The following is a 22927-nucleotide window of genomic DNA, read 5'->3' on the forward strand; positions in this document are numbered from 1 at the left end:
TGGGTCAGCGACAGGCGCTCTCATAGGCATAATTCTTATGTTATTAACTACCATTTGGGAAAGTAGAGCCAAAAAATAAGAACGGGGCTGACTCCATCGCTTTGGAGCCTGACCCTGACTGAATTAATTATTTTGCTTTTTCAATTTTAATTGTTTTTACATTTTCCCTGGCTTCAGTTTTTTTAGGTATTGTGATCCATAACATACCCTTTTTAAAAGAGGCAGTCGCTTTATCCACATCCGCAGATAGAGGTAAGGAAATGGTGCGTTCATATCGCCCATAACTAATTTCTCGACTGATATAATTTTTATTTTCATCTTTTTTAGAAGTGGTTTTCTCTCCTTCAATGGTTAATCTGTTTTCACAAAAAGATACTTTAATATCTTCTTCGCCCATACCAGGCATTTCTACTTCAATTTTGAAATTATCTTTATCTTCAACGATATCCAAAGACGGAGTAAGAGAAATATGCTCGAATTGCTCAAGATTGGCACTTCTTTGAGGGTCAAATAAATTATAAAAATCACTCATAGCATGATTGACCTCTTGCTGAAGTCTTAAAAACGGACTCATCAGAAGATCAGTTGTTTTACCTGGTTGATTTTTTCTTAAGCCGCCCATGATGTCACCTCCTTATTCCATAAATTTACGTATCAGTTAGTTGTTAAAAACACCGAAAGTAATATTCACCAGCTTATCAATGTAAATATAGTTACTAGATAAAATATTTTCAATTGTTATAAATTTATTTCATAATGATTTGACATTGCTGTTTTTATATTTATATATTCTTTTAAATATTGCTTAAACCAATTTTGAGCGAGGCGAGCTACTTCCTTGATGATTTGTGTTTGTTGTAATAGCTTTTGATAATTATAGCTTTATTTCATAACAATAACCCCGGCTCCTCTATACCTGCCATGTCTTAAATCCTCCATTGCTCGATTAACCTCGGTAAGGGGATAGGTTTGAATTTTTGTCTTAACTGGGATTTTAGGGGCCAGAGACAGGAACTCTTCTCCATCTTTGCGAGTTAGGTTGGCAATTGAACAAACAGTACGTTCACCCCACAGTATTTCATAAGGAAAGCTGGGAATATCCGACATATGTATACCAGCACAAACCACAGTACCTCCTTTTACAGTATTGCGAAGAGCCTGAGGCACCAATGCACCAACGGGTGCAAAAATGATTGCAGCATCAAGAAGATGAGGTGGTGATTGCGTAGAATCTCCGGCCCAGACAGCACCTAATCGATATGCAAATTTTTGAGTTTCCTGATCACCTGGGCTTGTAAACGCATAAATTTTTATTCCTTTTTGGTAAGCTACTTGAATCAGTATATGTGCTGCCGCTCCAAATCCATATAGACCCAAATGAGTTGCGTCGCCAGACTTTAGCAAGGCACGGTATCCAATTAAACCAGCACAAAATAATGGTGCTGCCTGATGATCCGGGTATCCATCGGGAATAGGAAAGCAAAAATGGTGATTTGCTACACAGAATTCAGCGAAACCACCATCTATTTGATACCCGGTAAAGCAGGCTTGATCACATAAATTTTCTCGGCCAGAGGTGCAAAAATTACAGATCCCGCAACTTCCACCTAGCCAAGGGACTCCAACTCGCTGTCCAATTGCAAATTTCTTTACAGCGGCTCCAACCTGCTCAACAGTTCCTACAATTTGGTGGCCTGGAATAAGGGGAGTCTTGGGATTTTTCAGCTCACCATCGACTACATGCAAGTCAGTTCTACAAATCCCACAAGCTGATACTTTAATTAAAAGTTCATTTTCATTTGGATTTGGTTTATTAACTTCCTGATATTGCAATGCACATCTAGGCTTTTCCATGATCATGGCATGCATGGTATTGATCCTGTTTTTATCCTCTATCTTACAATTATAGTAGGGTGGGTTATACTTACTTAATGCATTCAAAAAATAACAATTTGGTATTATTACCATAGATGATATAACGGAAATAATGGCAAAGATGTTACACAAAGTAGTCGGTGTCGTTGACAGGCAGCAAAAAATTGAAAAACAGCAGCGATTTTGATAATTAATTTGGAAAAAGTGTTTGTTTTTCGGAATTTATTTTGTGGATTGCAATATTTTTCGAATAGGCAATGAATATTATGAACGCTATACGTGCTTTTTTTGCTATTTCACTACCGCCAGCGATCCAGGAAAATATCCGGAGTAATTTGGAGCCATTGAGGCAAATGGCACCAGTTCACTCCATAAGGTGGACAAAGCCAATGCATTTGCATATCACCTTGCAATTTTTAGAGAGACTGGAAACAAAACATATTCAGGTCTTGATTGAAAAAGTAAATAATGAACTTAACCATATAAAGCAATTTGATTTGGAATTCGGTGTTTTAGAGTGGTTCCCTTCTCCCAAAAATCCAAGACTTATTTCATTATCTGTAGATCCTCAAGACAGACTTAGGGATTGGTCTCGAATGATTAGTCAGGTGATGGACAGTTTAAAGTATCCTTTAGAAAAACGTCCTTTCAGAGGGCATTTGACTGTAGGCAGAGTGGGGAATTTCAGCCCAAAACTTCAGCAGTTGTTGCAAATAAAATTTCCTATCATTCCACCAGTTCAGATTAATAAATTTTATTTAATTGAAAGTAGGCCTGATAAAGAAGGAAGTAATTATTTTCCCTTGGCACAATTTGATTTAACCCGCTAAAAGAGAAGGCTGATTTGCCAATTGGAAAGATTCTTTGCCTCTGTGTCCTTATGCTGAAGTGTCTTTATTATTTGGCATAGGATGAATATAAGCCAACCTATGCCAAAAAGAGAAGATTATCCATAAACTAATGTTTCGGAGTGAGTGGAAGAAATCGCTTTTTCCAACGCGTCCAATTTTTTCCCGCTGTTAGTTTGGCTGAAAAAGGTATAATTGCCAGTAGTTGCTTTGTTAATCAAAATAGCGGCGATATAACCGATTCCAAGCAAGAATACCCCTAAAGTAACATTGGCTAATAGGTACTTCCATTCTTCGCGATGTTGATTTAGCGTTTCCTTGGAGTTTTCAATATGCCGTTTGGCATTTATTTTGAATGAGTTTAAGGCACTTTTTTCATTTGACTCATTATTGTCGAGATAATTTTTTATCTCTAAACGAAATTTTGTTGCGAGTGTTTTTGCCGCTGTTGATGCTTCTGTTTCCCTTCTTTCCTCTAATTCTTTGGCCTTTTGTTCAATTTGCTGTATTTGCAAATAAATAGGAGACACTCTTTCCATTCGCGCAAAGTAAATTCCCTTTTTCTGTTCTAAAGCTTGCTGATAGCGTTTTTCAGCCTCTTTACTTTGAGCAATTATAGATTCTAATTGATTTGTATTTAATTGTTGTTGTTTAATTTCTTTTTGTAGACGATCAATTTCCTCTTCCAGATGTTTTTGGGCTAATTGCATTTCCTCATTTTGTTTTAGCGAAGAATCTTTCTTAATGAGTTCTTCTCTCAATTTTCTAATGGTTTGTTCTTTTTCACTTGAAGATTGATGCAATTGTTCCAATTGAACAGTTAATTCATTCAATTTTTTCTTAAGATCTTCAATTGTATTCTTATTATGTAAATTTTCCTTGCTCAAACTTTGGTTTTGTTTTCCAAGCTCTTGATTTGCAGATACAAGTTCCTGAATTTTGATTTTTAATTCTTCCAATTGTCTTTTTTGATCTTCTATAATCTCTTGAAGAGCAATAATTTGTTTGGATTGCTGGCTTATCAAAGAGGAGCCTTTTTCTTTTTCCTGAATTACCTCTCCAAGTTGCTGTAATTGCAATTTTAAATTGCTTACTTGCTCCCTAAGTGAAGCCACAGTTCGTTTTGCTGAAGCTTTATCTTTCTCACTTTGCTCAACTCTTTTTTCTTTTTCTTGTAATTGCTTCTCAAATTCTCTAATTTGTAATTGTTTTTCTTCAAGTTGTTCGCTAAGAGAGTTGACTTGTTTTGTTAATTTAAGTTGATTTTCTTCGTTTTTTCGAGTTAATTCATGCATCTCTTTTCGAAGCGATTCAAGAGCAGAATCGGCCAATGATTTTTCTTTAGTAATTCTTTCAATAGTTTCTTCCTGGTGTGTGTTGCTTTTCTTTTGTTTTTGTAACTCCTCTTTCAAGCCCTCTATAAGTAATGTTTGCTCTTGAATTTGTTTTCTTAAAGATTTTAACTGCAATTGTAATGTTTCTTGTTTTTGCAGTTCTAGTTTAAGCTGATTAAGCTCTGAGGTTAGATATTCAATAGCAGATTTATCCAGGGATTTTTCATGTTGGTTTTGTTTGTCAGCATTTTTCAGGACTAGATTTTCCTTTTCTTTCTCTGCTAATTGCTCTTCTAACTGTTGTACTTTTAATTGTTTTTCTTCAAGCCTTTTATGAAGAGAGCTTTCTTTTTTTGCCAATTCATGCAGTTCTTTTCGAAGCGACTCAAGGGAAGAATCGGCCGATGATTTTTCTTTGGTGATTCTTTGAATGGTTTCTTCCTGGTGCGTGTTGGTTTTCTTTTGCGTTTGCAGCTCCTCTCCTAATCGCTTGGATAGAGTCGTTTGTTCATGTATTTTCTCTTTGAGTTCTTTTAACTGGAACTGTAATTTTTCTTGCTCTTGTAGTTGTAATTTAAGCTGACTAAGTTCTAAATTCAGAGAGCGAATAATGGATTGGGCGGAAGATTTCTCATGTTCGCTTTGCTCAACCATTTTCTCCAGTAACTGATATTTTTCTTTTATTTGGATTAAAGTCGCTTCTAACTCCTCAAATTCAATCGTTTGCTTGTTAATTTTTGATTGAAGAGAAATTACTATCTTTTGCAGCTCATCAATTTGTCCAGCAGTTTTTTTACCAGAAATCTGTAATAATTGATGCCATTCACGGATTTTAGCTATTTTACCGGCGGGATCATCTGTGCGGCCTTTAAATACACCACTTTCGAAAGCAGAGTTAATACGTTTCCCAAATTTTTTATTACTGAGAATTCTTTCAATTAAAGGCGATGGTTTAGGGCTATTTAGTTCTTCCAGACAAATCGTTGCAAGTTGATATCCATTCATTTTAGCTAATGCTTTTTCATCAATGGGATAAAAAAACTCACTTTCCTTATCAGGCAAGGGCTCTGCAAAATAAGGTGCTTTTAATGATTCCTTTACATCAGCTTCCGCAAGTTGAAAAGCAATGAATTGTTCTTTCAATGCTTTTAAATTCTCTGTAACTGCCTCATCTATTCCGAATGCTTGAGCCTGTTTGATTATTTTTAGCGTATTAATAATTCCATTACCTAAAGTCAGTAAGGTTTGGATTTTAACCCAGGCAGAGTCTTTATGTTCCTTGCAATAGAGTTGGCATGGTCCTTCAAAAGGAGCAAAACGAGATAAGTTAAAAGTATTAGGGTCTACTGTAAATAGGCGGCGCAATACAATGCTTTCTTTGTAGTAAGGAACAAAGGCATGTCCGTGAATCGCTTCACCACCGCTATTATCGTAGAGAGCGAACAGATTAGGGGTGCTGTCTATTCTTTCTTTTGCCCAGACATTATTGGCTTCACACGTGATGGCTAGTTCATCAACGTAAAGATTAAATTGTTTGACTAATTCCAGTAAGTTGATTGGATTACTATCAAACGAAAATTTTTCCATGTCTGTAGTTTTGAAGATGTCTGTCCATTGATTTATAGTTTCTGAAAAAGAGGTTGAAGAGGTCATAAGAAGCGTCAAGGGTTTTAACTCCAAAATACTTTGATACAGCTCTTCAGGATTGCTCAACGGGGACATATCTTTAAGAACAGCAATTTTTCCTAAACGATTTTCTAATAATGTGGCCATGGCAATGGCAAAATCTTTGCAATTACCTTTTGGGCCAAATGTTGCTTCTTTAAATGAATCCATACACATGTAGGCAGCAAGTTGGATTTTGGTTTTTTCTTCTATCAGATCAGCTGGAATATTTTTGAGTGCGCTAGTTACTATTTCAATAAGCAGTTCAGGATTTAGTTTGGATTGCAATTGTCGGGCTTTTTCAGCCATCGCAGGGAAGAGCCCATTGATCTTCTTATAGTTCAGGAAATAATCTTTAGTTAGTGATTTATAATTAAACCAACCTCTGTTTTCATAAGCATAAAGGATATTATCATTATTGTTTCGATGAGCGAAATAACGGAAGGCATCTCCCCAATCGATTCGGCCAAATTGTTTGCTTTTTTCTTCTCCTTCTCCTTTGAGTACAACGATATTGCCACTATGTACACTATGGGCTCCCAGCAATAGAGAAAACATAAGGGCCATAGAAAGGCCAAAATATTTATTTTGTTTTGTGATCCCAGCATAATAACCTGGCCCAAAGAAGGTTTCCTTTATCGTATTACGATCACTGCCATCACCGTAGCTCGTTCCAATGATTTTGTGTAATTCATCAAATGAAACCAGTGGCTGTATTAGGCCATAGGACTTGTCTTTAAATTGAATGACATCGGCGCAAATCAATGATGGAAAATAGCTTTCATCAATCAATCCTCGCTTCATGAACTCTTTTAATAGCAAGCCTGCAAATAATTCCGTGAATAGTTCACGGGGGTCGCCCGGTTTTTTTATAAAAAATTTCCGGCCATCACTGTCTTTGTAAAAACCATCGACATCACTTTTATTTTTACCACCTGTTTTTTCTTTAAATCGAACTATTTCTTTATCTTGATAAGTTAACATAATGACTCTGAGCTAAAACAACACTTTGTGCAATTATAGCAACCAAGTATTAACTAAACCTTAAGAATTCATCTGCAAATTTCTTTCTTCTTTGGCCGGTATTGCTCACTGATTCTTGCTTTAACAGTTGTTTTTTTACGCTTCATTAGACAATAAAGACCAACAGAGCTTAAATAGGGGAATCCAAAGAGAAATACTATGTGCTTTATCGTCCCAGCCAGGGCGATATCAGAAACTAATCCCATTACAAAAATAAATTGAAACGAACGATTTTTTATAAAATCCGTAATAAAAGGTTGGAGCATTTTTAATCCATTAACTCAAATGATAGGGGCGGGAGCTAGTTACATACCCATTTGTTCTCAGCAAAAATGGAATACACTTCATTATCCCCAATGACAATGTGATCCAGTAACCGGGCATCTACCAGGTCCAGAGCATCTCGAATGCGTTCTGTAATGGCTAAATCTTGCTGGCTTGCATCAGACAAGCCCGAGGGATGATTATGTGCCAGAATTAAAGCAGCAGCATTTAATTGCAATACACGTTCTACAATCGGCCTGGGATAGACTGTTGCTGTGTTGATGGTTCCTGAGAATAATTCTTCATAAGCAATGATTCGGTGTTGGTTATCCAGAAAGAGTGCGGCAAAAGTTTCATTTTTGTAGTCTCGCAGTCGTTTTTTTAAAAAAGCATAAGTTTGTTGCGTGTTAGATAACCGGATTTCTTTTTGCAGATCAATGAAATCACTACGATGACATATTTCTTTCGCAGCCTGAAGTTGCGCATAGCGCACTTCTCCTAATCCATGGATTGATTTAAAGCTTTGCAGATCAGCATTGAGGATATTACGTAAATTTCCCAAGTGTTTGGTGAGCTCATAGGCTAGTTGCAAACAAGATTTTTTATTATTACCCGAACTGATGAAAACGGCTAACAATTCGATATCAGAGAGGCTATGTACTCCATTAGTAAGTAGTTTTTCGCGCAAGTCAAGTTGCTGCGCTGTATGGGCAACCATCATTTTGTATTCCTTTTATATTCCTTTATTGCGAAGTTTGTGCTTTGATCGAGGTTATTCTTATCAAAAATGGCGAGCCATGCAAGATTTTATTAATAAAAAAATTCTACTTGGTATTTGTGGCGGCATTGCTGCTTATAAATCTGCTCATCTGGTTAGAGAATTGACTCGTTTGGGGGCTGATGTGAGGGTTGTCATGACTCATTCAGCACAACAGTTCATTAACCCTTTATTGATGCAGGCATTATCAGGCAATGAAGTGAGGATTGATTTATTCGATACTCAAGCTGAACGGGCTATGGGACATATTGAATTAGCAAGATGGGCAGATTATTTGCTCATTGCTCCTGCGTCTGCAAATTGTCTTGCTAAAATGGCTCAAGGTCTTGCTGACGATTTGCTTTCAACATTATATCTCGTTACTGAAACGCCAGTTATTGTTTGTCCTGCCATGAACAGAAGCATGTGGGCACATCCAGCAACCAAGGCAAATTGTGAATTGTTAAAAGAACGAGGTGTGTTTTTTGTGGGGCCTGAAGAAGGCTCCCAGGCCTGTGGGGAACATGGATTGGGAAGAGTCAGTGAGGCGGATCAAATTGTGAATACCTTGCGCTTACTGGATGTGAACCAACTATTGTATGGCAAACGAATTGTGATTACTGCAGGCCCTACTCGCGAGTCGATTGATCCAGTTCGTTATTTAAGCAATTACAGTTCAGGGAAGATGGGTTTTGCAATGGCTGAAGCCGCCGCTATGGCAGGCGCACAAGTGACATTAATTAGTGGTCCTTGTCATTTACAAACGTTTTCGGACATCGAGCTAATAAGAGTTGAATCGGCGCAATCTATGTTTGACGAAGTGAACAGGCATTTACAACAAGGTGATTTGTTTATTGGGACAGCAGCGGTATCAGATTATAGCGTGCTGAATCCTGCTTCGGAAAAAATGAAAAAAAATGAGAATTCTGAACTCACTCTCCAGCTTGTTAGAAATACAGATATTCTTTCTGAAGTAGCTAAAAGTGGTAAAGCTTCCTTTGTTGTTGGGTTTGCAGCTGAAACAACTGATGTGATTTCCTATGCAAAAGAAAAAATGAAAAATAAAAAACTGGATATGATTATCGCCAATCAGGTAGGTAAGGGAATGGGATTCGAAAGTGATGTAAATCAAGTAACAGTGATTACAAAAAACAAACAAATAGAGCTGCCATTAACCCATAAAACACGCCTGGCAGGCCAAATTATTGCAATCCTTGCTGCAAGTCTGCAAAATTAGGCGCAATAAAACGATTGAGAATTATTATGCATCAAGTTATTCAGTTAAAAATTCTGGATCCAAGGATAGGAGATACCATTCCATTGCCTGCCTATGCCACTGATGGGTCCGCCGGTCTGGATTTAAGGGTGTGTATCTCGGAGCCTATGCAAGTAGCACCTCAGCAAACAGTATTGCTGCCCACCGGCGTAGCTATTTATATTGCCGATCCAAAGCTGGCGGCAGTGATTTTACCAAGATCAGGTTTAGGCCATAAAAATGGTATTGTTTTAGGAAACCTTGTAGGGCTGATTGACTCGGATTATCAAGGAGAATTAAAAATCTCTTGTTGGAACAGGAGCCAGGAATATTTTACTGTTAATCCTGGTGATAGAATTGCTCAATTAGTTTTTATCCCGGTTGTACAGACTTCTTTTGAGGTGGTCAATGAATTCACAGAAAGCTCCAGAGGAGAAGGTGGTTTTGGCAGCTCCGGGAGATATTAAATGACCTATCAACAAAAGCAAATTCCCCGCTCTGTCTTTCGTGCCTATGACATTAGGGGGATTATCGGTAAAGAACTGGATGAGAATTCTTTTTATAGCATTGGTTTAGCCATTGCACGTTATTTACAAAAATTAAATCGCCGACAAATATTTGTAGCTCGTGATGGACGTCTGACCAGTTATGCTTTGGCTACGGCTTTGAAAGAGGGTTTGCTAGACAGCGGGATAGATATCCTTGATCTTGGTGCTGTGGCGACACCTGTCATGTATTATGCTACCCATACGCAAGGGATTGATTCTGGTCTGATGGTTACCGGAAGTCATAATCCCGCTGATTATAATGGTATCAAGTTAGTATTGGCTGGAAAAACATTAATTCAAGATGAAATAGATACACTTTATGCTTTGCTTGGTGAAGTCAAGCAGTCAGCTGTTCGTGGCAAAGAAATGGCTTTTGATGTAATAGAAGACTACATTCAGCGTGTCGTGAGCGATATTCAATTGAATCGCCCTTTAAAAGTAGTTGTTGATTGTGGCAATGGTGTGGCGGGTCCAATTATTCCCAGGGTTATTTCGAAATTGGGCTGTGAGGTCATTCCCCTATATTGTGAAGTGGATGGCCGATTTCCCAATCATCATCCTGACCCTTCAATAGAAGCCAATTTAGTTGATTTAAAAGCGGCGGTGGCAAATCATCAAGCCGATATTGGTTTGGGCTTTGATGGGGATGCTGACAGACTTGGCCTGGTGACTGATAAAGGCGAAATGATTTGGCCTGATCGTTTAATGATGTTTTACTCAAGAGAGATTTTAAGTCGTAATCCAGGCGCTACGGTTGTGTTTGATGTGAAGTGCTCCAGTCATTTGGAGAAAGAAATCCAGGCAGCAGGCGGTGTTGCCAGAATGTGCCCTACTGGCCATTCGATCGTGAAAGCGGTGATGAAAAAAGAGCAAGCTATCTTGGCTGGCGAAATGAGCGGGCATCTGTTCTTTAAAGATCGCTGGTATGGATTTGATGATGCTTTATATAGCGCATGCCGATTGTTAGAGATTATCAGTTCTTCTCATCTGACTGTCAGTGAGCAATTTGAGTTGATCCCTAATAGTGTCAATACTCCTGAAATAAAAATAGCGATTACGGATGAAGAAAAATTTGATTTTATTGAACGTTTTAGTGAGCAGGCTGATTTCCCTGAGGGCAGGATTTTGAATATTGATGGTTTGCGTGTTGAATTTCCAAATGGATGGGGATTGTTGCGAGCATCAAATACAACTCCTTGTCTGGTCGCACGTTTTGAGGCGACAGATAAAGATCATCTGGAGCAAATTCAATATTTGTTTAAGAAACAAATTCAGCGCCTGGATTCTGAGTTGGATTTGCCATTTTAGTGTTTAGGAAGATGAAAAATTCAATATAGTGCTATTCTGCCCAGAGTTTGCCAGAGTTTGCCAGAGTTTGCCAGATTTGGACAGGACTAACGAAAAAGCCCAAGGTTCATTTTTTAATAAAGAGATTAGGGGTTTTCGTAAGTTCTGTTGGAAACAAAACGAGATGTTGACTTCTTAACACAATACAACATGACTTCCAGCACTTGTTTGTTTTGTGTTCGGCCTGGTATTTTCTCTTGTTTGATAAGATGAAATTGGTATTTATTGATTAAGCTCTCTATGTATTCGGGTTGATGGCTAAATCGAGCGCTGCTTTCCAGTTTCCACGGAGTTGTTGTGCTGATTTCGGTAGTGAAAATAAAATACCCTTCTTGCTTCAGATGTTGATTGATGTAATGAAAAATATCATCCAGATTACCAAAATAGGGTAGGACGTCTGCAGCGACTGCTAAATCGTAATCGTTTTTATTTTTTCTTAAAAAATCAATTAATTCCGAGCATACCAGAAGATCATAGATGTTTTTTTCCTTTGCTCGAGCTATCATTTTTTCTGCTATATCTACTCCGGTTAAATGTTTGCTTATTTCACGAAGCACAATACCTGTTAATCCAGTACCACAACCCAAGTCCAAAGAATGACTGGTTTGCAAAAGTTGAAGTTGGTGGATGAGGCGGCCAATGTGATGCGGAATCTTATAGTGTAATTCACCTTGCATGTGCTGGTCGTAATACAAGGCATAATTATTAAATAAATTTTGGGCATATTTTTCTGTAGTATTAACGCTCGTTGCTCCTGTAATGGCATTCAGCATATGCCTGCTGACCACATCATCGGTGTTGATTACCAGAGCGCGCTCAAGATATTCGCGCGCGGTTTCTCGCATGTCCATTTTTAAATAAATAGCGGCCAGATTATTCAAGGATGGGGTGTGATCACTTTGTAATGTTAAAATCTGATCAAACAAAAGGGTGGCTTCATTGAGATGGCCTAATGCCATTTGAGCGACTCCGGAATTGTATAAATACTCCAGATTATTGGGTTCTTTTTTCAGTAAAATATCGTAATGCATGAGCGCATTTTCAAATCGATCATGATGCATGAATGTGGCTGCCAAATTATTACGTGCATCAATGTCTTCATTATCTAAAGCCAAGGCTTTAGTAAAATAATCAACAGCTAATTGGTTTTGTTCTCTTTTCAAAGCGATCACGCCCAAGTTAATTAGGGATTGAACATGTTCATGATCTTGCTCTAACACTTTATGAAATGCCTGTTCTGCTTCTGAGAGTAAATTATCTTCCAAATGCAAAATACCTAAGTAAAATTGAGCTTCTCTGTGCTGAGGATTTAGAGCTATCACATTATTAAATTGTGTTTTGGCAGCAGACAATTGTTGATTTTTGAGAAGTAACAAACCTAAATTAAAGTGAGCCGCGCTAAAGTCAGGTTCTGTATTCACTGCAATCACATAATGATGCAACGCTTTCTGGTAATTGTTGAGTAATGCGTAGGTTGCTGCCAGATTATTATGAGCCTGGACATACTCTGGTTTAATCTCAATGGCTTGCTGGTAGTATTTAATTGCCTCATCTAATTGACCTGCCTTTTTATAAGCGTTAGCGAGATTATTGAGTATACCAACGTCATTGGGGTTAATTTTTCTGGCTTGCAAAAAATATAAAATGGCATTTTCCATATCACCCAATTGGGCATAGGTTAATCCCAGGAAATGCAGAGTTTCCGTATGTTTGGGTGATTGGGCAAGTATTTGCTCATATAAGCTAATGGCTTGAGGTAAATGGCCTTCATATTGAAGCTTATAGGCTTGTGTAAAAAGAGTATCTACTTCACTGTTCATATTAATCTGGAAGAAGGGCGCGTAATTGGTTTAAAGCTTTTGCGCGATGGCTAATCCTATTTTTAATTTTAGCAGGTAATTCAGCGGCTGTGCATTGATATTCGTTGAGATAAAATACCGGGTCATACCCAAAGCCATTTGTGCCTGAAGGTTTCATGCTAATAACGCCATGAAATACGCCTGTGGCAATGATCGGTGTTGGATCTTTGGCATGTTGCATTAGCGCTATTGCGCAAAAAAAGTAGGCTTGTCTTTGTTCTTGGGATAAATCAGCCATTTTACTTAGCAATTGTTGAATATTGTCTTCGTCATTTGCCTTTATTCGAGCATAGCGTGCTGAATAGATACCCGGCTCTCCATTTAAAGAGGGGACTACAAGCCCCGAGTCGTCGGCTAAAGCTGGTTTATTGGCTAATGAGCTGGCATGACGGGCTTTGAGAATGGCATTCTCTATAAAACTTAATCCTGTTTCTTCCGCATCGGATATACCCAAATCGGCTTGGGGAATGCATATGGTGGGGGCTAGTAATTGTTCTAATTCTTTTATTTTTCCAGGGTTACTGGTTGCCAAAATAATTTCTTTCATTCTTATTCCATGTTATTAATTCAGTATTCATAAAAAGGATAATTATGCATGAGAATTTTGGAAAAAAATATCAAGAAGACTCCCTGGTATTTAAAACCATTCTTCTGGAATCAAAAAAGAAAATACGGCCAAATACTCGAACCTGCTTTGATTTGGGCAAGAATTCCCAGGTTATTTTTGGCAGTTGCTGCTATGTATGGCGTGATAGACAGAAAAAAATCACCACTTTCCCCAATATTACGCTCTCTCATCACTGTCAGGGTTTCTCAAATTAACTGGTGTGAGTTTTGTGTTGATATTAATTCAGCAACTTTAATTAAAAGGGCTGGAAGTGAAGCACAGTATAAACAACTGGCGAAATGGAGTAGTTCCTCATTATTTTCACCAGAAGAAAAAGCGGCATTGGATTATGCTGAAAAAGTAACTTATTCTGATCAACGTCCTGATGATGAGTGTTTCAATCAATTGAAATTGTATTATTCTGAACAGGAAATCATTGAATTGACAGCACTGATTGCATTTCAGAATATGTCCAGTAAATTTAATAGTGCCCTTGGCGTTGAAGCACAAGGATTTTGTTCGAGGCAACTGACTGGCAAAAGCTGAATAGTTCCTGCCAGTCAGTACTTTCAATTACATAGAGATGCTTTTAACTATTGTATTATCGTTGAATCGATCATGCCTTAGTTGTTGTTCATCCGTAATAAGATCAACAACTGTGTTAAAATCCTGAGCCTCATCTTCAGTAATATCTACTGAATCAGCTGCTTGTAAGTAATGTAATTGACTTAAATCCTGTTGAATGTCTTTAATACCTTTTTGGGGATGTTTTTCTATGTAAGCATTCGATCTGGCAATATAGTCATTGACAAAACCTTGATACACCGATTGCCCATCCAACATTTCCAGCTCACACAAATCAGCAAAGTGAGCATTGACTCTTCCAAATTTATCGACTCCAAATTTGGAAGCAAGGCGTTCTTTAGCGGTTTCCTTGACTCGAACATAATGTTTTCTATCCAGCTCATCACGATCTTTTCGATACTCTTCCGGACAGGTATCCGTAATGGGATCCCTTTTTTGAGATTTGGTTTGCCCAGTTTGTATTTCATGTTGATATTTGCTGACTTTACTTGATAATGTGGAAGATTCTAATGTTTGATCTCCCAAGTGTTGAATATGACATTGGTAAGGATCAGCATGTTTATATTTTTTTCCTGGAGTAACATGCCAGCCGGTAAATTCTAACAATCTTTTAACTATGCTTTTTAATATGTTAGGTATCCATGGTGATTGGGTAATCATATCGCAAACGGCTGCTTTAAATGACTTGAAAACATTGTTCATGATCGCACGAACTTTGATGTCCGCTTGCTCTTCTAATTGCCTTTTTACCTCTAATGCAATGCTAGCTCCGTAGCAATCCCCCTGTAAAATGATGTCGTCCGGGTGCACGCCTTGTTTAATTAAAGAGGAAACCACAGAAAGACCAGCATTGATTAAGTCATTCGCCTCTCTCACCTTTCCTGAACTGAGGCCTGTCCCTGGGAAATTAAAAGCGTGTACAGTTGCTCCAGTTTCTTTGCAAGCCGTGCTGATATCGCGAAAACAGGCTTGGTAGTAAGTATTCGCTCCGGGAAAATAGACAATATGTTTCCCAGTGCCAGGCTTTTTAGGCTCATTTGACTCTGGTTGGCATTTCATGACTTCTAACTGACATGATTCACCAGAAACCAGCATTGTTTTCACTTTCTTCAGACTTAAATCCAGGCCTTGAAACTCTTTATAATAGTGTGATTTTTTATCGGTTTTTTGTTTTTCAACGAAATCTCTAAAAGGAGCTTCGTCATCAACTTCGTCCTTTTTTCCGTAGCCTTTGTTTTTATACCAATCACCGGCCCCTGCTGGAAAAAGGGAATTAGCTACAAATTGTTGTAAACGACTATGAAAAAAACTGTCTTTTGTAATAGTTTTGGCCATTTAATTCCCCAGTGTGATCAAAATAAAGTCATAATATTTTTTAAGTTTAGCATAAATTTAGCAGAAAAAACTTAAGAGAGTATTAATAAAGTACATTTGGATTTGCTAAAAACCAAAAACATCAATAATACTATGATTTTTTTTTAGGATTCATGCCAATATGCTGAAATTATTTGTCGTTTATTTGATCAAGTATTAAGATTTCTTAGCATATTATATGTTTATGGGTTAAAATAAAGAGACTTTTATAAAAGTTGACTTCAGTCATGCCTTTTGCCCATCTCTTGTTAGCTTTATTGGTTGTTTTCGTTTGGGGAATTAATTTTATTTTCGTCAAGCTTAGTCTTGAAGAATTTTCTCCACTGCTTCTTTGCGCTGTCAGATTTCTTTTAGCCAGTGTCCCGGCTGTATTTTTTATCAAACCTCCTGCTGTACCTTTTAAAATTATTGCTGGTTATGGGTTAATCATGTTTGCCTTGCAATTTGGATTCCTTTTTATTGGTTTGCGTGTGGGCATGACTCCAGGAGTGGCTTCTTTGCTCATGCAAGTGCAAGTCTTTTTCAGTATGTTTTTTGCAATAATATTTTTAGGAGAACAACCCCAAGTTGGGCAGATAATAGGGGCTTTGATTGCATTTATAGGCATTGGTGTAGTGGCCTTACACTTCGACCACAATGTGTCTTTAATGGGGTTTTTATGTATTCTTGCTGCAGCGGCTTCCTGGGGTATTGGCAACCTCATTACGAAAAAAATTCATTCTGTTAATCTGATTGCTGTGATTGTTTGGAGTAGTTTTGTTGCCTGTTTGCCCATGTTTATACTTTCTCTGGTTTTTGAAGGACCTGAAAGCATTGTAAACGCCTATGAACATATGACCTGGAAAGGTATTCTTTCCGTGCTTTATATTGTTTATATTTCAACTTGGGTTGGTTATGGGGTATGGAATTGGTTGATAAGCCGTTATCCAGTTGGCATGGTAGTACCTTTCACTTTATTGGTTCCAGTTGTGGGTATTTTGAGTTCTGTCTTTATTTTGGGAGAACCATTTTATCTCTGGAAGCTGGTTGCCGGATTGCTGGTGATTAGTGGACTTTGTATTAATTTACTGACAACTCGCCTGTTTGTTGCAAAAACGCAACAACCTGAGACAGCCTAGTTATCACCAGCTGATTCTATATATCCTTTTAAGATCATAAGTGGAGCAGGGAGTTAAATTTCTATCACCGCATATAATATGGATTATCAGATAATTATTTTGGTTATTACAAAATAAGGATAGGGGCAGTAATATATTACAATTTTTTTTCGAATTAGAAGTTATTAATGAGTGATCTGAAAAATATATTCTTGTGCGCTGATGATTTTGGCCTTAATCATGGTATTACCCAGGGTATTTTAAAAATGGCTCGCTTACAGCGCTTATCTGCAGTAAGCTGTATTGTGAATGCCAGTTCTTTTGATGTCAATGCCCAAGACTTATTGGCTTTGAAAAATGGGGTTAGCACTGGCTTACATTTTAATCTCACAGAAGGTTATTTTCTATCTCATCCTGACAAGCTTTGTTTTGGTTTAAGAGAATTACTCATCAGATCGCATTTGGGTATCTTGAATTCAAGAATAATCTCAGATGAATTGAATACTCAATTGGATCATTTCATAAAAGTCATGGGAAAGTTGCCGGATTTTATTGATGGTCATCAACATATCCATCAGTTTCCTGGTATTAGGCGAATTATTATTGATATGTATGAACAGCGATTAAAGGGAAAGAGTATTTTTATTCGTTCCACTTATCCTTTGGTTAACATGTCAGGGTATCAAGCAAAAACAAAAATTCTGGGAATAACTGGCGGTAAAATTTTAAGTAGCCAGTTAAAGAAAACAAATATTCCTCATAATCCTTATTTTGCAGGGATTTACGATTTTTCTGCCAGAACAAACTACAGATCTTTATTCAGGCAATGGTTAAACAATGTTCCTACAAATACGTTAATCATGTGCCATCCTGGTGAAGGTGAGAATAGTGATATTATTGCAGCGGCAAGAGCCAGGGAACTAAATTATTTTTTGAGTGATGAATTTATGCAAGATTGTGAGGAATACCAAGTCAATTTAACGACAGGCCCAAAATCTTGAAAAAAGATAGTTGTAAACTGCAACGATACTTAAAACAAAAACCAGGGCAGCAATATAATGTAACGTTGTGAAGCGTAATAGCAGATAATATAGTGTTTCATTAATTAGGCCGGCAGAAGCTGCCACCAGAAAAAAATGAGGTAAACTTAATTGTTTTTCATTTTGTAGCTGATTAAAAGTGAAATATTTATGACCTAAATAGCTGACATTGAATGCAATTAAAAAAGCAATAACATTAGACAGCAGAGGTTGAAGATTTAGAAAATTGACTAAATTGAACACGATCAAAAGATGTACGATAGCAGTGCAGATCCCTACTCCAGTAAAATAAATTAATCGATGGGATAATTTAAGAGCAGTGGTCATCAAAACTGGATTCCTCATCAATAATGTAGTGGGGTCTGTGTTTCACTTCATCAAAAACACGGCCTATGTATTCGCCAACTACACCGATAGCAAACAATTGCAATCCGCTAAAAAAACTGATTGCAGTGACTATGGTTGCCCAGCCAGGGGTTTCAACGCCAAAGATTAGTGTGCTCAATACAATCCAGGCGGCATAAATAAGCGCCAGGGCGGAGACCCCCATCCCTCCCAGGGAAATCATTCTTAGAGGAAAAGCAGTAAACGATGTTATGCCAGTAATTGCCAAATCCATTAAAGAATAAAAACTCCATTGTGAACTACCCGATTTACGGGGGTGCACATTAAATGGCACAGCTATTTGTTTAAAACCGACCCAGCTATATAAACCCTTCATAAAGCGATTACGTTCGGGAAGGGGTTGTAGCGCATTAACAATTTTTCTATCGAGCAATCTAAAATCACCTGCATTTGCCGGGATATTAATACGGTTTATCTTAGAGGTGAGATGATAGAAAGTTTTGGCGCAAACTCGTTTTAGCCATGATTCGTCAGAGCGATTTTGTCTCACGGCATAAACCATGCCATAACCGTCTTCCCATTTGGTGATAAACTCGCTTAATAACTCAAGCGGGTGTTGGAAATCACTATCCAGTAAGATCACAGCATCTCCGCGTGCATGATCCAATCCTGCACTGAGCGCTTTTTCCTTGCCGAAATTTCTACTGAAACGAATGCAACGAAGAGAATATTCTTTTCTTAATGTTTGAATGATTGCGAAAGTATTATCTTGGCTTCCATCATCTATCAGTAGAATTTCATAGGGATAATTGATGCTCTTAAGAGTTTTATCCAATGCGGCAATGAATTCAGCAATAAGTACTTCCTCATTAAAAACAGGAACAACACAAGAGATGAGTTTTTTATGTTTTGCAGTTTTAGACATAATGAATATTAATGTACAAGACAAAAGATAGATAGTTTCATATGTTAACCTACTCTTGGAAGTTGAGTCCATTGAGGGTTATAAAAACAGTGAAAGTATTGGTATATTGTCCACAGTCTTTAACATGAATAATGGGCCCATACTAATGAACGATTCAGGTTGGTTTTTGATTTCAACTGCTCTTTTGCTTGGGATGCGTCATGGTTTTGATTTGGATCATCTGGCAACGATCGATGCGATAACTCGCACGGTTCGTTATAAACCTTCTTTATCTCGGATGGTTGGCTTTTTGTTTTCACTAGGCCATGGTTTGGTAGTTATTATTGTGAGTTTGATTATTGGAGGGGGGATTATTTCAGCGAGTACTCCTGAATGGTTAAATGAAGTGGGTAATATTGTATCAGTTACCTGTTTATTGTTATTTGGGTTTTTAACTTTGTGGAATACGGTTCATTATTCATCTTATTCTACCATACCAACCAACTTAAGGAGTTATTTATTCAGGAAGCTTGCTGCTAACAATGTACATCCTCTTATGATTCTTCTCATTGGTGCGTTGTTTGCATTATCTTTTGATACGATTAGTCAAATTGTATTGTTTTCACTTGCAGCCAGTGCTTTATCAGGTTTTCTATTTTCTGGGTTATTAGGTTTTGTTTTTATGCTGGGAATGATGATGTCTGATGGATTAAATGGATTTTTTGTAGCAAGCTTGATTCGGCGTGCTGATGGGTTCTCATTACTTTTCTCAAGATTAGTGGGAATTAGCATTGCTTTTTTTAGCATAGGTATTGCTATAATCAATTGCTGCAAATTGCTTTAAACAGGCTAAAAATGCATGAATTATGGTTATGTAAGCGTATTGTCGAGATTATCAAGCAACAAGCCACTGGCAATAAATGCCGAAAGGTAAATAAAATAGTGCTGGAAATAGGGCAGCTAGTAGCAGTCGATAAGCACGCATTGAATTTTAGCTTTAAAGTGATAACTCAAGGGACGATTGCACAAAATGCAGAATTATCGATTGTAGAAATCCCAGGTGAAGCAATATGCAATTCTTGTCAACAAATTGTACCGATGAAACAGTATTATGATGAATGCCTGGTTTGCGGCAATCATTCCTTAACACTGACAAAAGGTGAAGAATTAAAAGTGAAATCAATGGTGGTGGAATAATGTGCGGGATATGCGGATGTTCAGTAGAAAAAGGTCAAACTATGGATGATGAGCATCATGCTGCTCACCATGAGCATTCTGTGCCTCATGAACATTCAGTTGATATCGAGCAGAATATTTTAGCGCAAAACAATGAATTTGCTGCTCATAACCGGGATTATTTTCTCAGGCATAAAATTTTGGCTTTGAATTTGATGTCAAGCCCTGGATCCGGGAAGACAACATTGCTTTCCAAAACCATTTCCGAACTTGGCAAGGAAATGGATATTGCAGTCATAGTAGGTGATCAACAAACAAATTATGATGCCCAAATGCTAAAATCTCATGGAGGGGATGCCTGGCAAATTAATACTGGAAAAGTATGCCATTTGGATGCCCATATGGTCAGTCACGCCATACAAGATATTTCCCTAAAAAAGCAATCGCTTTTATTTATCGAAAATGTGGGTAATCTCGTTTGCCCGGCTTCATTTCATCTGGGCGAGCAATTCAGAATAGTGGTTCTTTCTGTGACGGAAGGGGAGAATAAACCGCTCAAATACCCTGATATGTTTCATTCAGCAGATTTGCTCCTGATAACCAAAGCAGATTTATTACCCCATGTGAATTTTGATTTGGATTTATGTAAGGAATATGTACGCCGCACGAATCCATCCATAGACATTATTACCCTGTCAGCGGTTAATGGTGTTGGATTGAAGGATTGGTACGATTGGTTGTTGCATTCTTTTAGATTGAATGTCCAGGGTTCTTCATAGAAAAAGTGGTAGCCCATGGAATTGGAACGGGTACAAATTAGCATTCAAGGACTAGTGCAAGGGGTTGGTTTTAGACCATGCGTTTATAAGCTTGCCAAACAAATGGAATTAACTGGCTTTGTACAAAATAATGCATCAGGTGTTTTGATAGAAATTCAAGGCAACTATTTATCACAATTTATTCCAAAATTAAGAGAGCAATTACCGCCTCTCGCTGCAATTCATAACCTAGAGTTCACTTCACTGCCAATTGTTCCGAACGAAAGAGCTTTTGAAATTCTTGATAGCCAGCAGGGTAAAATAAATACTGTCATTACTCCGGATGTTTGCATTTGTTCTGAATGCCTCGGCGAATTATTTGACCCTCAAAGCAGATACTATCGTTATCCTTTCTTAAATTGTACTCACTGTGGTCCAAGGTTCACAATTACCAGAAATCTGCCATATGATCGTTGTCAAACATCAATGAGCCAATTTCCCCTTTGTCAATCGTGTCAATCCGACTATTTAAATCCTGATAACCGTCGCTATCACGCGCAACCTACAGCCTGTAGTCAATGTGGCCCGCAACTCGCGCTATCAGTCGACAAGGTAGCTCATAGAATTCGGGATGGAGAAATTATTGCTTTAAAGGGTTTGGGAGGATATCAATTAATTTGTGATGCTCGCAATGAGAATACTATTTCACAATTGCGGTTAAGAAAAAGCCGTGAGGCCAAACCATTCGCTTTGATGGTAGTTAATGCAAAAAGTGCAGAAAGAATTGTCGAAGTAAGCCCCCAGGCCAGATTGGTATTAGAAAGCAGAGAAAGGCCGATTGTCTTGTTAAGAAAAAAGAAAGCGCTTTTACCGGATGGGATTGCTCCGGGCTTAAATCATTTCGGTATCATGCTGCCTTCTACTCCATTACATTATTTGCTTTTTAATTCGTTCCTTGGCAACCGGGATTATTGCCAATGGCTGGATGAGTGTCATTCCATGGTATTAGTGGTGACCAGTGCGAACATAGGGGGTGAACCGCTCATTATTGATGATAAGAAGGCGGAGCAAGGTTTAATTTCAATAGCCGATAAAATTGTCTCGCATGATCGGGAAATCATTACTCGCACAGATGACTCTGTTGTTCGCATGATTAATGACTCTTCAGTATTGATTCGTCGGGCACGCGGCTATGTGCCTGCTCCTTTAAGATTGCCTTATGAAATTCCTCCTACTGTGGCCTTGGGAGGACATCTTAAAAATACCTTCTGTGTTACTCGTGGCGAAGAAGCTTTCGTTTCACAACATATTGGCAGTTTAAACAATAAAGCGACGATTGAGTATTTTCATGAGTCATTGAATCATTTATTAAAATTTCTTGCGGTCAAACCAGAACGAATCGCTCATGATTGGCATCCTGATTTTTATACCAGTAGATTGGCGCAAAAGTATGATATACCTGTTTACGGGGTGCAGCATCATCATGCCCACTTGGCTTCTGTTGTAGCAGAACATGGAATTCAGGAGCCTGTATTAGGATTGGTTCTGGATGGCTATGGGTTTGGCTCTGATGGCGAAGCTTGGGGGGGCGAATTATTATTACTGGAGAAAGCAGAATTTAAGCGCGTTGGACATTTTTTCCCTATTCCTCAGCCCGGAGGAGAACTTGCTGCAAGAGAACCTTGGCGTATGGCTGCTGGCATTTTGTATACTTTGGGAAGGGGGGATGAGATTTCGCAACGGTTTAAAGAGCAGAGCCAATCGCCATTTTTACTGCAATTATTAGAAAAAAAGATTCATTGTCCGCTGACTACCAGTTGTGGGCGACTGTTTGATGCGGTCAGCGCTCTGTTAGGGATTGAGTTCCTGTCTGGTTTTGAAGGTCATGCGGCCATGAGGTTGGAAAGCATGGTGACTCATCCACAAGTCTTAAACAAAGGCTGGACGATAAACGACAATGTTTTTGACATGCGGCCTACTTTACAGTTTATAGCAAACACGACAGAGCAACAGTTAGGAGCCAATCTGTTTCATGGTACTTTAATAGCAGGTCTTAGCGAGTGGGTTACAGGAATTTGTCGAGAAAAAGGGATTCACATGCTACTATTGAGTGGCGGCTGTTTTTTAAACCAGGTTCTTGCGGAGGGCTTAATTAATTCATTAATTAAATCAGGTATTAAACCCCTGTTGCCCAAATTGCTTCCACCAAATGATGGTGGAATTGCGCTAGGTCAAGCATGGATTGTTGGAATAAAAGAATAAGGGT

At 38.1% G+C, this 22927-nt stretch carries 21 protein-coding genes; 11 read left to right on the plus strand and 10 right to left on the minus strand.

The features are described 5' to 3' along the window. Positions 1 to 127 precede the first annotated feature (127 nt). Both OQI99_RS14655 and OQI99_RS14660 read right to left on the minus strand, forming a co-directional pair. Positions 128 to 622 (minus strand): Hsp20/alpha crystallin family protein, encoded by a 495-nt coding sequence (locus tag OQI99_RS14655; protein ID WP_265732252.1) that lies wholly within the window; start codon positions 620 to 622, stop codon positions 128 to 130. Positions 623 to 882: 260 nt separating this feature from the next. After that, the gene (locus OQI99_RS14660) at positions 883 to 1869 is read right to left on the minus strand and encodes a zinc-dependent alcohol dehydrogenase family protein (RefSeq protein ID WP_265732253.1); all 987 of its coding nucleotides are present in this window, start codon (positions 1867 to 1869) and stop codon (positions 883 to 885) included. A 272-nt stretch (positions 1870 to 2141) separates the two neighbouring features. Here OQI99_RS14660 and thpR point away from each other — a divergent pair, with 272 nt between their 5' ends. Continuing rightward, on the plus strand, positions 2142 to 2705 hold the full coding sequence (thpR, locus tag OQI99_RS14665; protein WP_265732254.1) for an RNA 2',3'-cyclic phosphodiesterase: 564 nt from the start codon (positions 2142 to 2144) through the stop codon (positions 2703 to 2705). A 116-nt stretch (positions 2706 to 2821) separates the two neighbouring features. Here thpR and lepB read toward each other — a convergent pair whose 3' ends face one another. The 3 genes from lepB to radC all read right to left on the minus strand — a co-directional run bounded on the left by lepB (position 2822) and on the right by radC (position 7730). Beyond that, positions 2822 to 6706 (minus strand): Dot/Icm T4SS GTPase-activating effector LepB, encoded by a 3885-nt coding sequence (lepB, locus tag OQI99_RS14670; protein WP_265732255.1) that lies wholly within the window; start codon positions 6704 to 6706, stop codon positions 2822 to 2824. Between the two features lie 68 nt (positions 6707 to 6774). After that, positions 6775 to 7011, minus strand: a complete 237-nt coding sequence (locus OQI99_RS14675; protein WP_061513327.1) for a hypothetical protein — start codon at positions 7009 to 7011, stop codon at positions 6775 to 6777. Between the two features lie 35 nt (positions 7012 to 7046). Then, a complete protein-coding gene (radC, locus tag OQI99_RS14680) occupies positions 7047 to 7730 on the minus strand; it encodes a RadC family protein (RefSeq protein WP_014842517.1) in 684 nt (227 codons plus the stop codon). A gap of 76 nt (positions 7731 to 7806) precedes the next feature. Here radC and coaBC point away from each other — a divergent pair, with 76 nt between their 5' ends. Genes coaBC through OQI99_RS14695 form a run of 3 tightly spaced genes read left to right on the plus strand, consistent with a single transcriptional unit; the run spans position 7807 to position 10877 of the window. Beyond that, on the plus strand, positions 7807 to 9003 hold the full coding sequence (coaBC, locus tag OQI99_RS14685) for a bifunctional phosphopantothenoylcysteine decarboxylase/phosphopantothenate--cysteine ligase CoaBC (protein ID WP_027224291.1): 1197 nt from the start codon (positions 7807 to 7809) through the stop codon (positions 9001 to 9003). Positions 9004 to 9029: 26 nt separating this feature from the next. Continuing rightward, positions 9030 to 9488 (plus strand): dUTP diphosphatase, encoded by a 459-nt coding sequence (gene dut / locus OQI99_RS14690; protein ID WP_265732256.1) that lies wholly within the window; start codon positions 9030 to 9032, stop codon positions 9486 to 9488. Beyond that, positions 9489 to 10877, plus strand: a complete 1389-nt coding sequence (locus OQI99_RS14695; protein ID WP_265732257.1) for a phosphomannomutase/phosphoglucomutase — start codon at positions 9489 to 9491, stop codon at positions 10875 to 10877. Positions 10878 to 11002: 125 nt separating this feature from the next. Here OQI99_RS14695 and OQI99_RS14700 read toward each other — a convergent pair whose 3' ends face one another. Together OQI99_RS14700 and rdgB are read right to left on the minus strand one after the other, a co-directional pair. After that, entirely contained in the window at positions 11003 to 12736 is a 1734-nt protein-coding gene (locus OQI99_RS14700) for a tetratricopeptide repeat protein (RefSeq protein ID WP_265732258.1), read from the minus strand. Position 12737: 1 nt separating this feature from the next. Then, entirely contained in the window at positions 12738 to 13322 is a 585-nt protein-coding gene (gene rdgB, locus OQI99_RS14705; RefSeq protein ID WP_265732259.1) for an RdgB/HAM1 family non-canonical purine NTP pyrophosphatase, read from the minus strand. Positions 13323 to 13370: 48 nt separating this feature from the next. Here rdgB and OQI99_RS14710 point away from each other — a divergent pair, with 48 nt between their 5' ends. Beyond that, the gene (locus OQI99_RS14710; protein WP_061513322.1) at positions 13371 to 13928 is read left to right on the plus strand and encodes a carboxymuconolactone decarboxylase family protein; all 558 of its coding nucleotides are present in this window, start codon (positions 13371 to 13373) and stop codon (positions 13926 to 13928) included. Positions 13929 to 13955: 27 nt separating this feature from the next. Here the strand turns inward: OQI99_RS14710 and sdbB are convergent, their stop codons facing one another. Further along, positions 13956 to 15302, minus strand: a complete 1347-nt coding sequence (sdbB, locus tag OQI99_RS14715) for a Dot/Icm T4SS effector SdbB (RefSeq protein WP_061513321.1) — start codon at positions 15300 to 15302, stop codon at positions 13956 to 13958. A gap of 266 nt (positions 15303 to 15568) precedes the next feature. Here sdbB and OQI99_RS14720 point away from each other — a divergent pair, with 266 nt between their 5' ends. Together OQI99_RS14720 and OQI99_RS14725 are read left to right on the plus strand one after the other, a co-directional pair. After that, positions 15569 to 16459: an EamA family transporter gene (locus OQI99_RS14720; RefSeq protein WP_061513320.1), complete on the plus strand. Its 891-nt coding sequence runs from the start codon at positions 15569 to 15571 to the stop codon at positions 16457 to 16459. A gap of 167 nt (positions 16460 to 16626) precedes the next feature. Beyond that, on the plus strand, positions 16627 to 17439 hold the full coding sequence (locus OQI99_RS14725; protein WP_061513319.1) for a ChbG/HpnK family deacetylase: 813 nt from the start codon (positions 16627 to 16629) through the stop codon (positions 17437 to 17439). Here the strand turns inward: OQI99_RS14725 and OQI99_RS14730 are convergent. Both OQI99_RS14730 and OQI99_RS14735 read right to left on the minus strand, forming a co-directional pair. Next, on the minus strand, positions 17416 to 17805 hold the full coding sequence (locus tag OQI99_RS14730; RefSeq protein ID WP_061513318.1) for a GtrA family protein: 390 nt from the start codon (positions 17803 to 17805) through the stop codon (positions 17416 to 17418). The genes OQI99_RS14725 and OQI99_RS14730 overlap by 24 nt on opposite strands. Beyond that, positions 17789 to 18748 (minus strand): glycosyltransferase family 2 protein, encoded by a 960-nt coding sequence (locus OQI99_RS14735; RefSeq protein ID WP_265732260.1) that lies wholly within the window; start codon positions 18746 to 18748, stop codon positions 17789 to 17791. The genes OQI99_RS14730 and OQI99_RS14735 overlap by 17 nt, the downstream gene beginning before the upstream one ends. 145 nt (positions 18749 to 18893) lie before the next feature. Between OQI99_RS14735 and OQI99_RS14740 the strand changes: the two genes are divergently transcribed. Genes OQI99_RS14740 through hypF form a run of 4 tightly spaced genes read left to right on the plus strand, consistent with a single transcriptional unit; the run spans position 18894 to position 22923 of the window. Further along, positions 18894 to 19571 carry a DNA repair protein gene (locus OQI99_RS14740; RefSeq protein ID WP_061513316.1) on the plus strand — a complete coding sequence of 226 codons (678 nt, stop codon included), beginning with the start codon at positions 18894 to 18896 and terminating at the stop codon, positions 19569 to 19571. An 11-nt stretch (positions 19572 to 19582) separates the two neighbouring features. Next, positions 19583 to 19924 carry a hydrogenase maturation nickel metallochaperone HypA gene (gene hypA, locus OQI99_RS14745; protein ID WP_061513315.1) on the plus strand — a complete coding sequence of 114 codons (342 nt, stop codon included), beginning with the start codon at positions 19583 to 19585 and terminating at the stop codon, positions 19922 to 19924. Next, positions 19924 to 20682: a hydrogenase nickel incorporation protein HypB gene (hypB, locus tag OQI99_RS14750; RefSeq protein WP_061513314.1), complete on the plus strand. Its 759-nt coding sequence runs from the start codon at positions 19924 to 19926 to the stop codon at positions 20680 to 20682. Before hypA ends, hypB begins: the two co-directional genes overlap by 1 nt. Before the next feature lie 15 nt (positions 20683 to 20697). Continuing rightward, entirely contained in the window at positions 20698 to 22923 is a 2226-nt protein-coding gene (gene hypF, locus OQI99_RS14755) for a carbamoyltransferase HypF (RefSeq protein WP_080447307.1), read from the plus strand. Positions 22924 to 22927: the final 4 nt, after the last annotated feature.

This window comes from Legionella sp. PATHC039, from assembly GCF_026191275.1.
In the GTDB taxonomy this organism is placed as follows: domain Bacteria; phylum Pseudomonadota; class Gammaproteobacteria; order Legionellales; family Legionellaceae; genus Legionella; species Legionella pneumophila.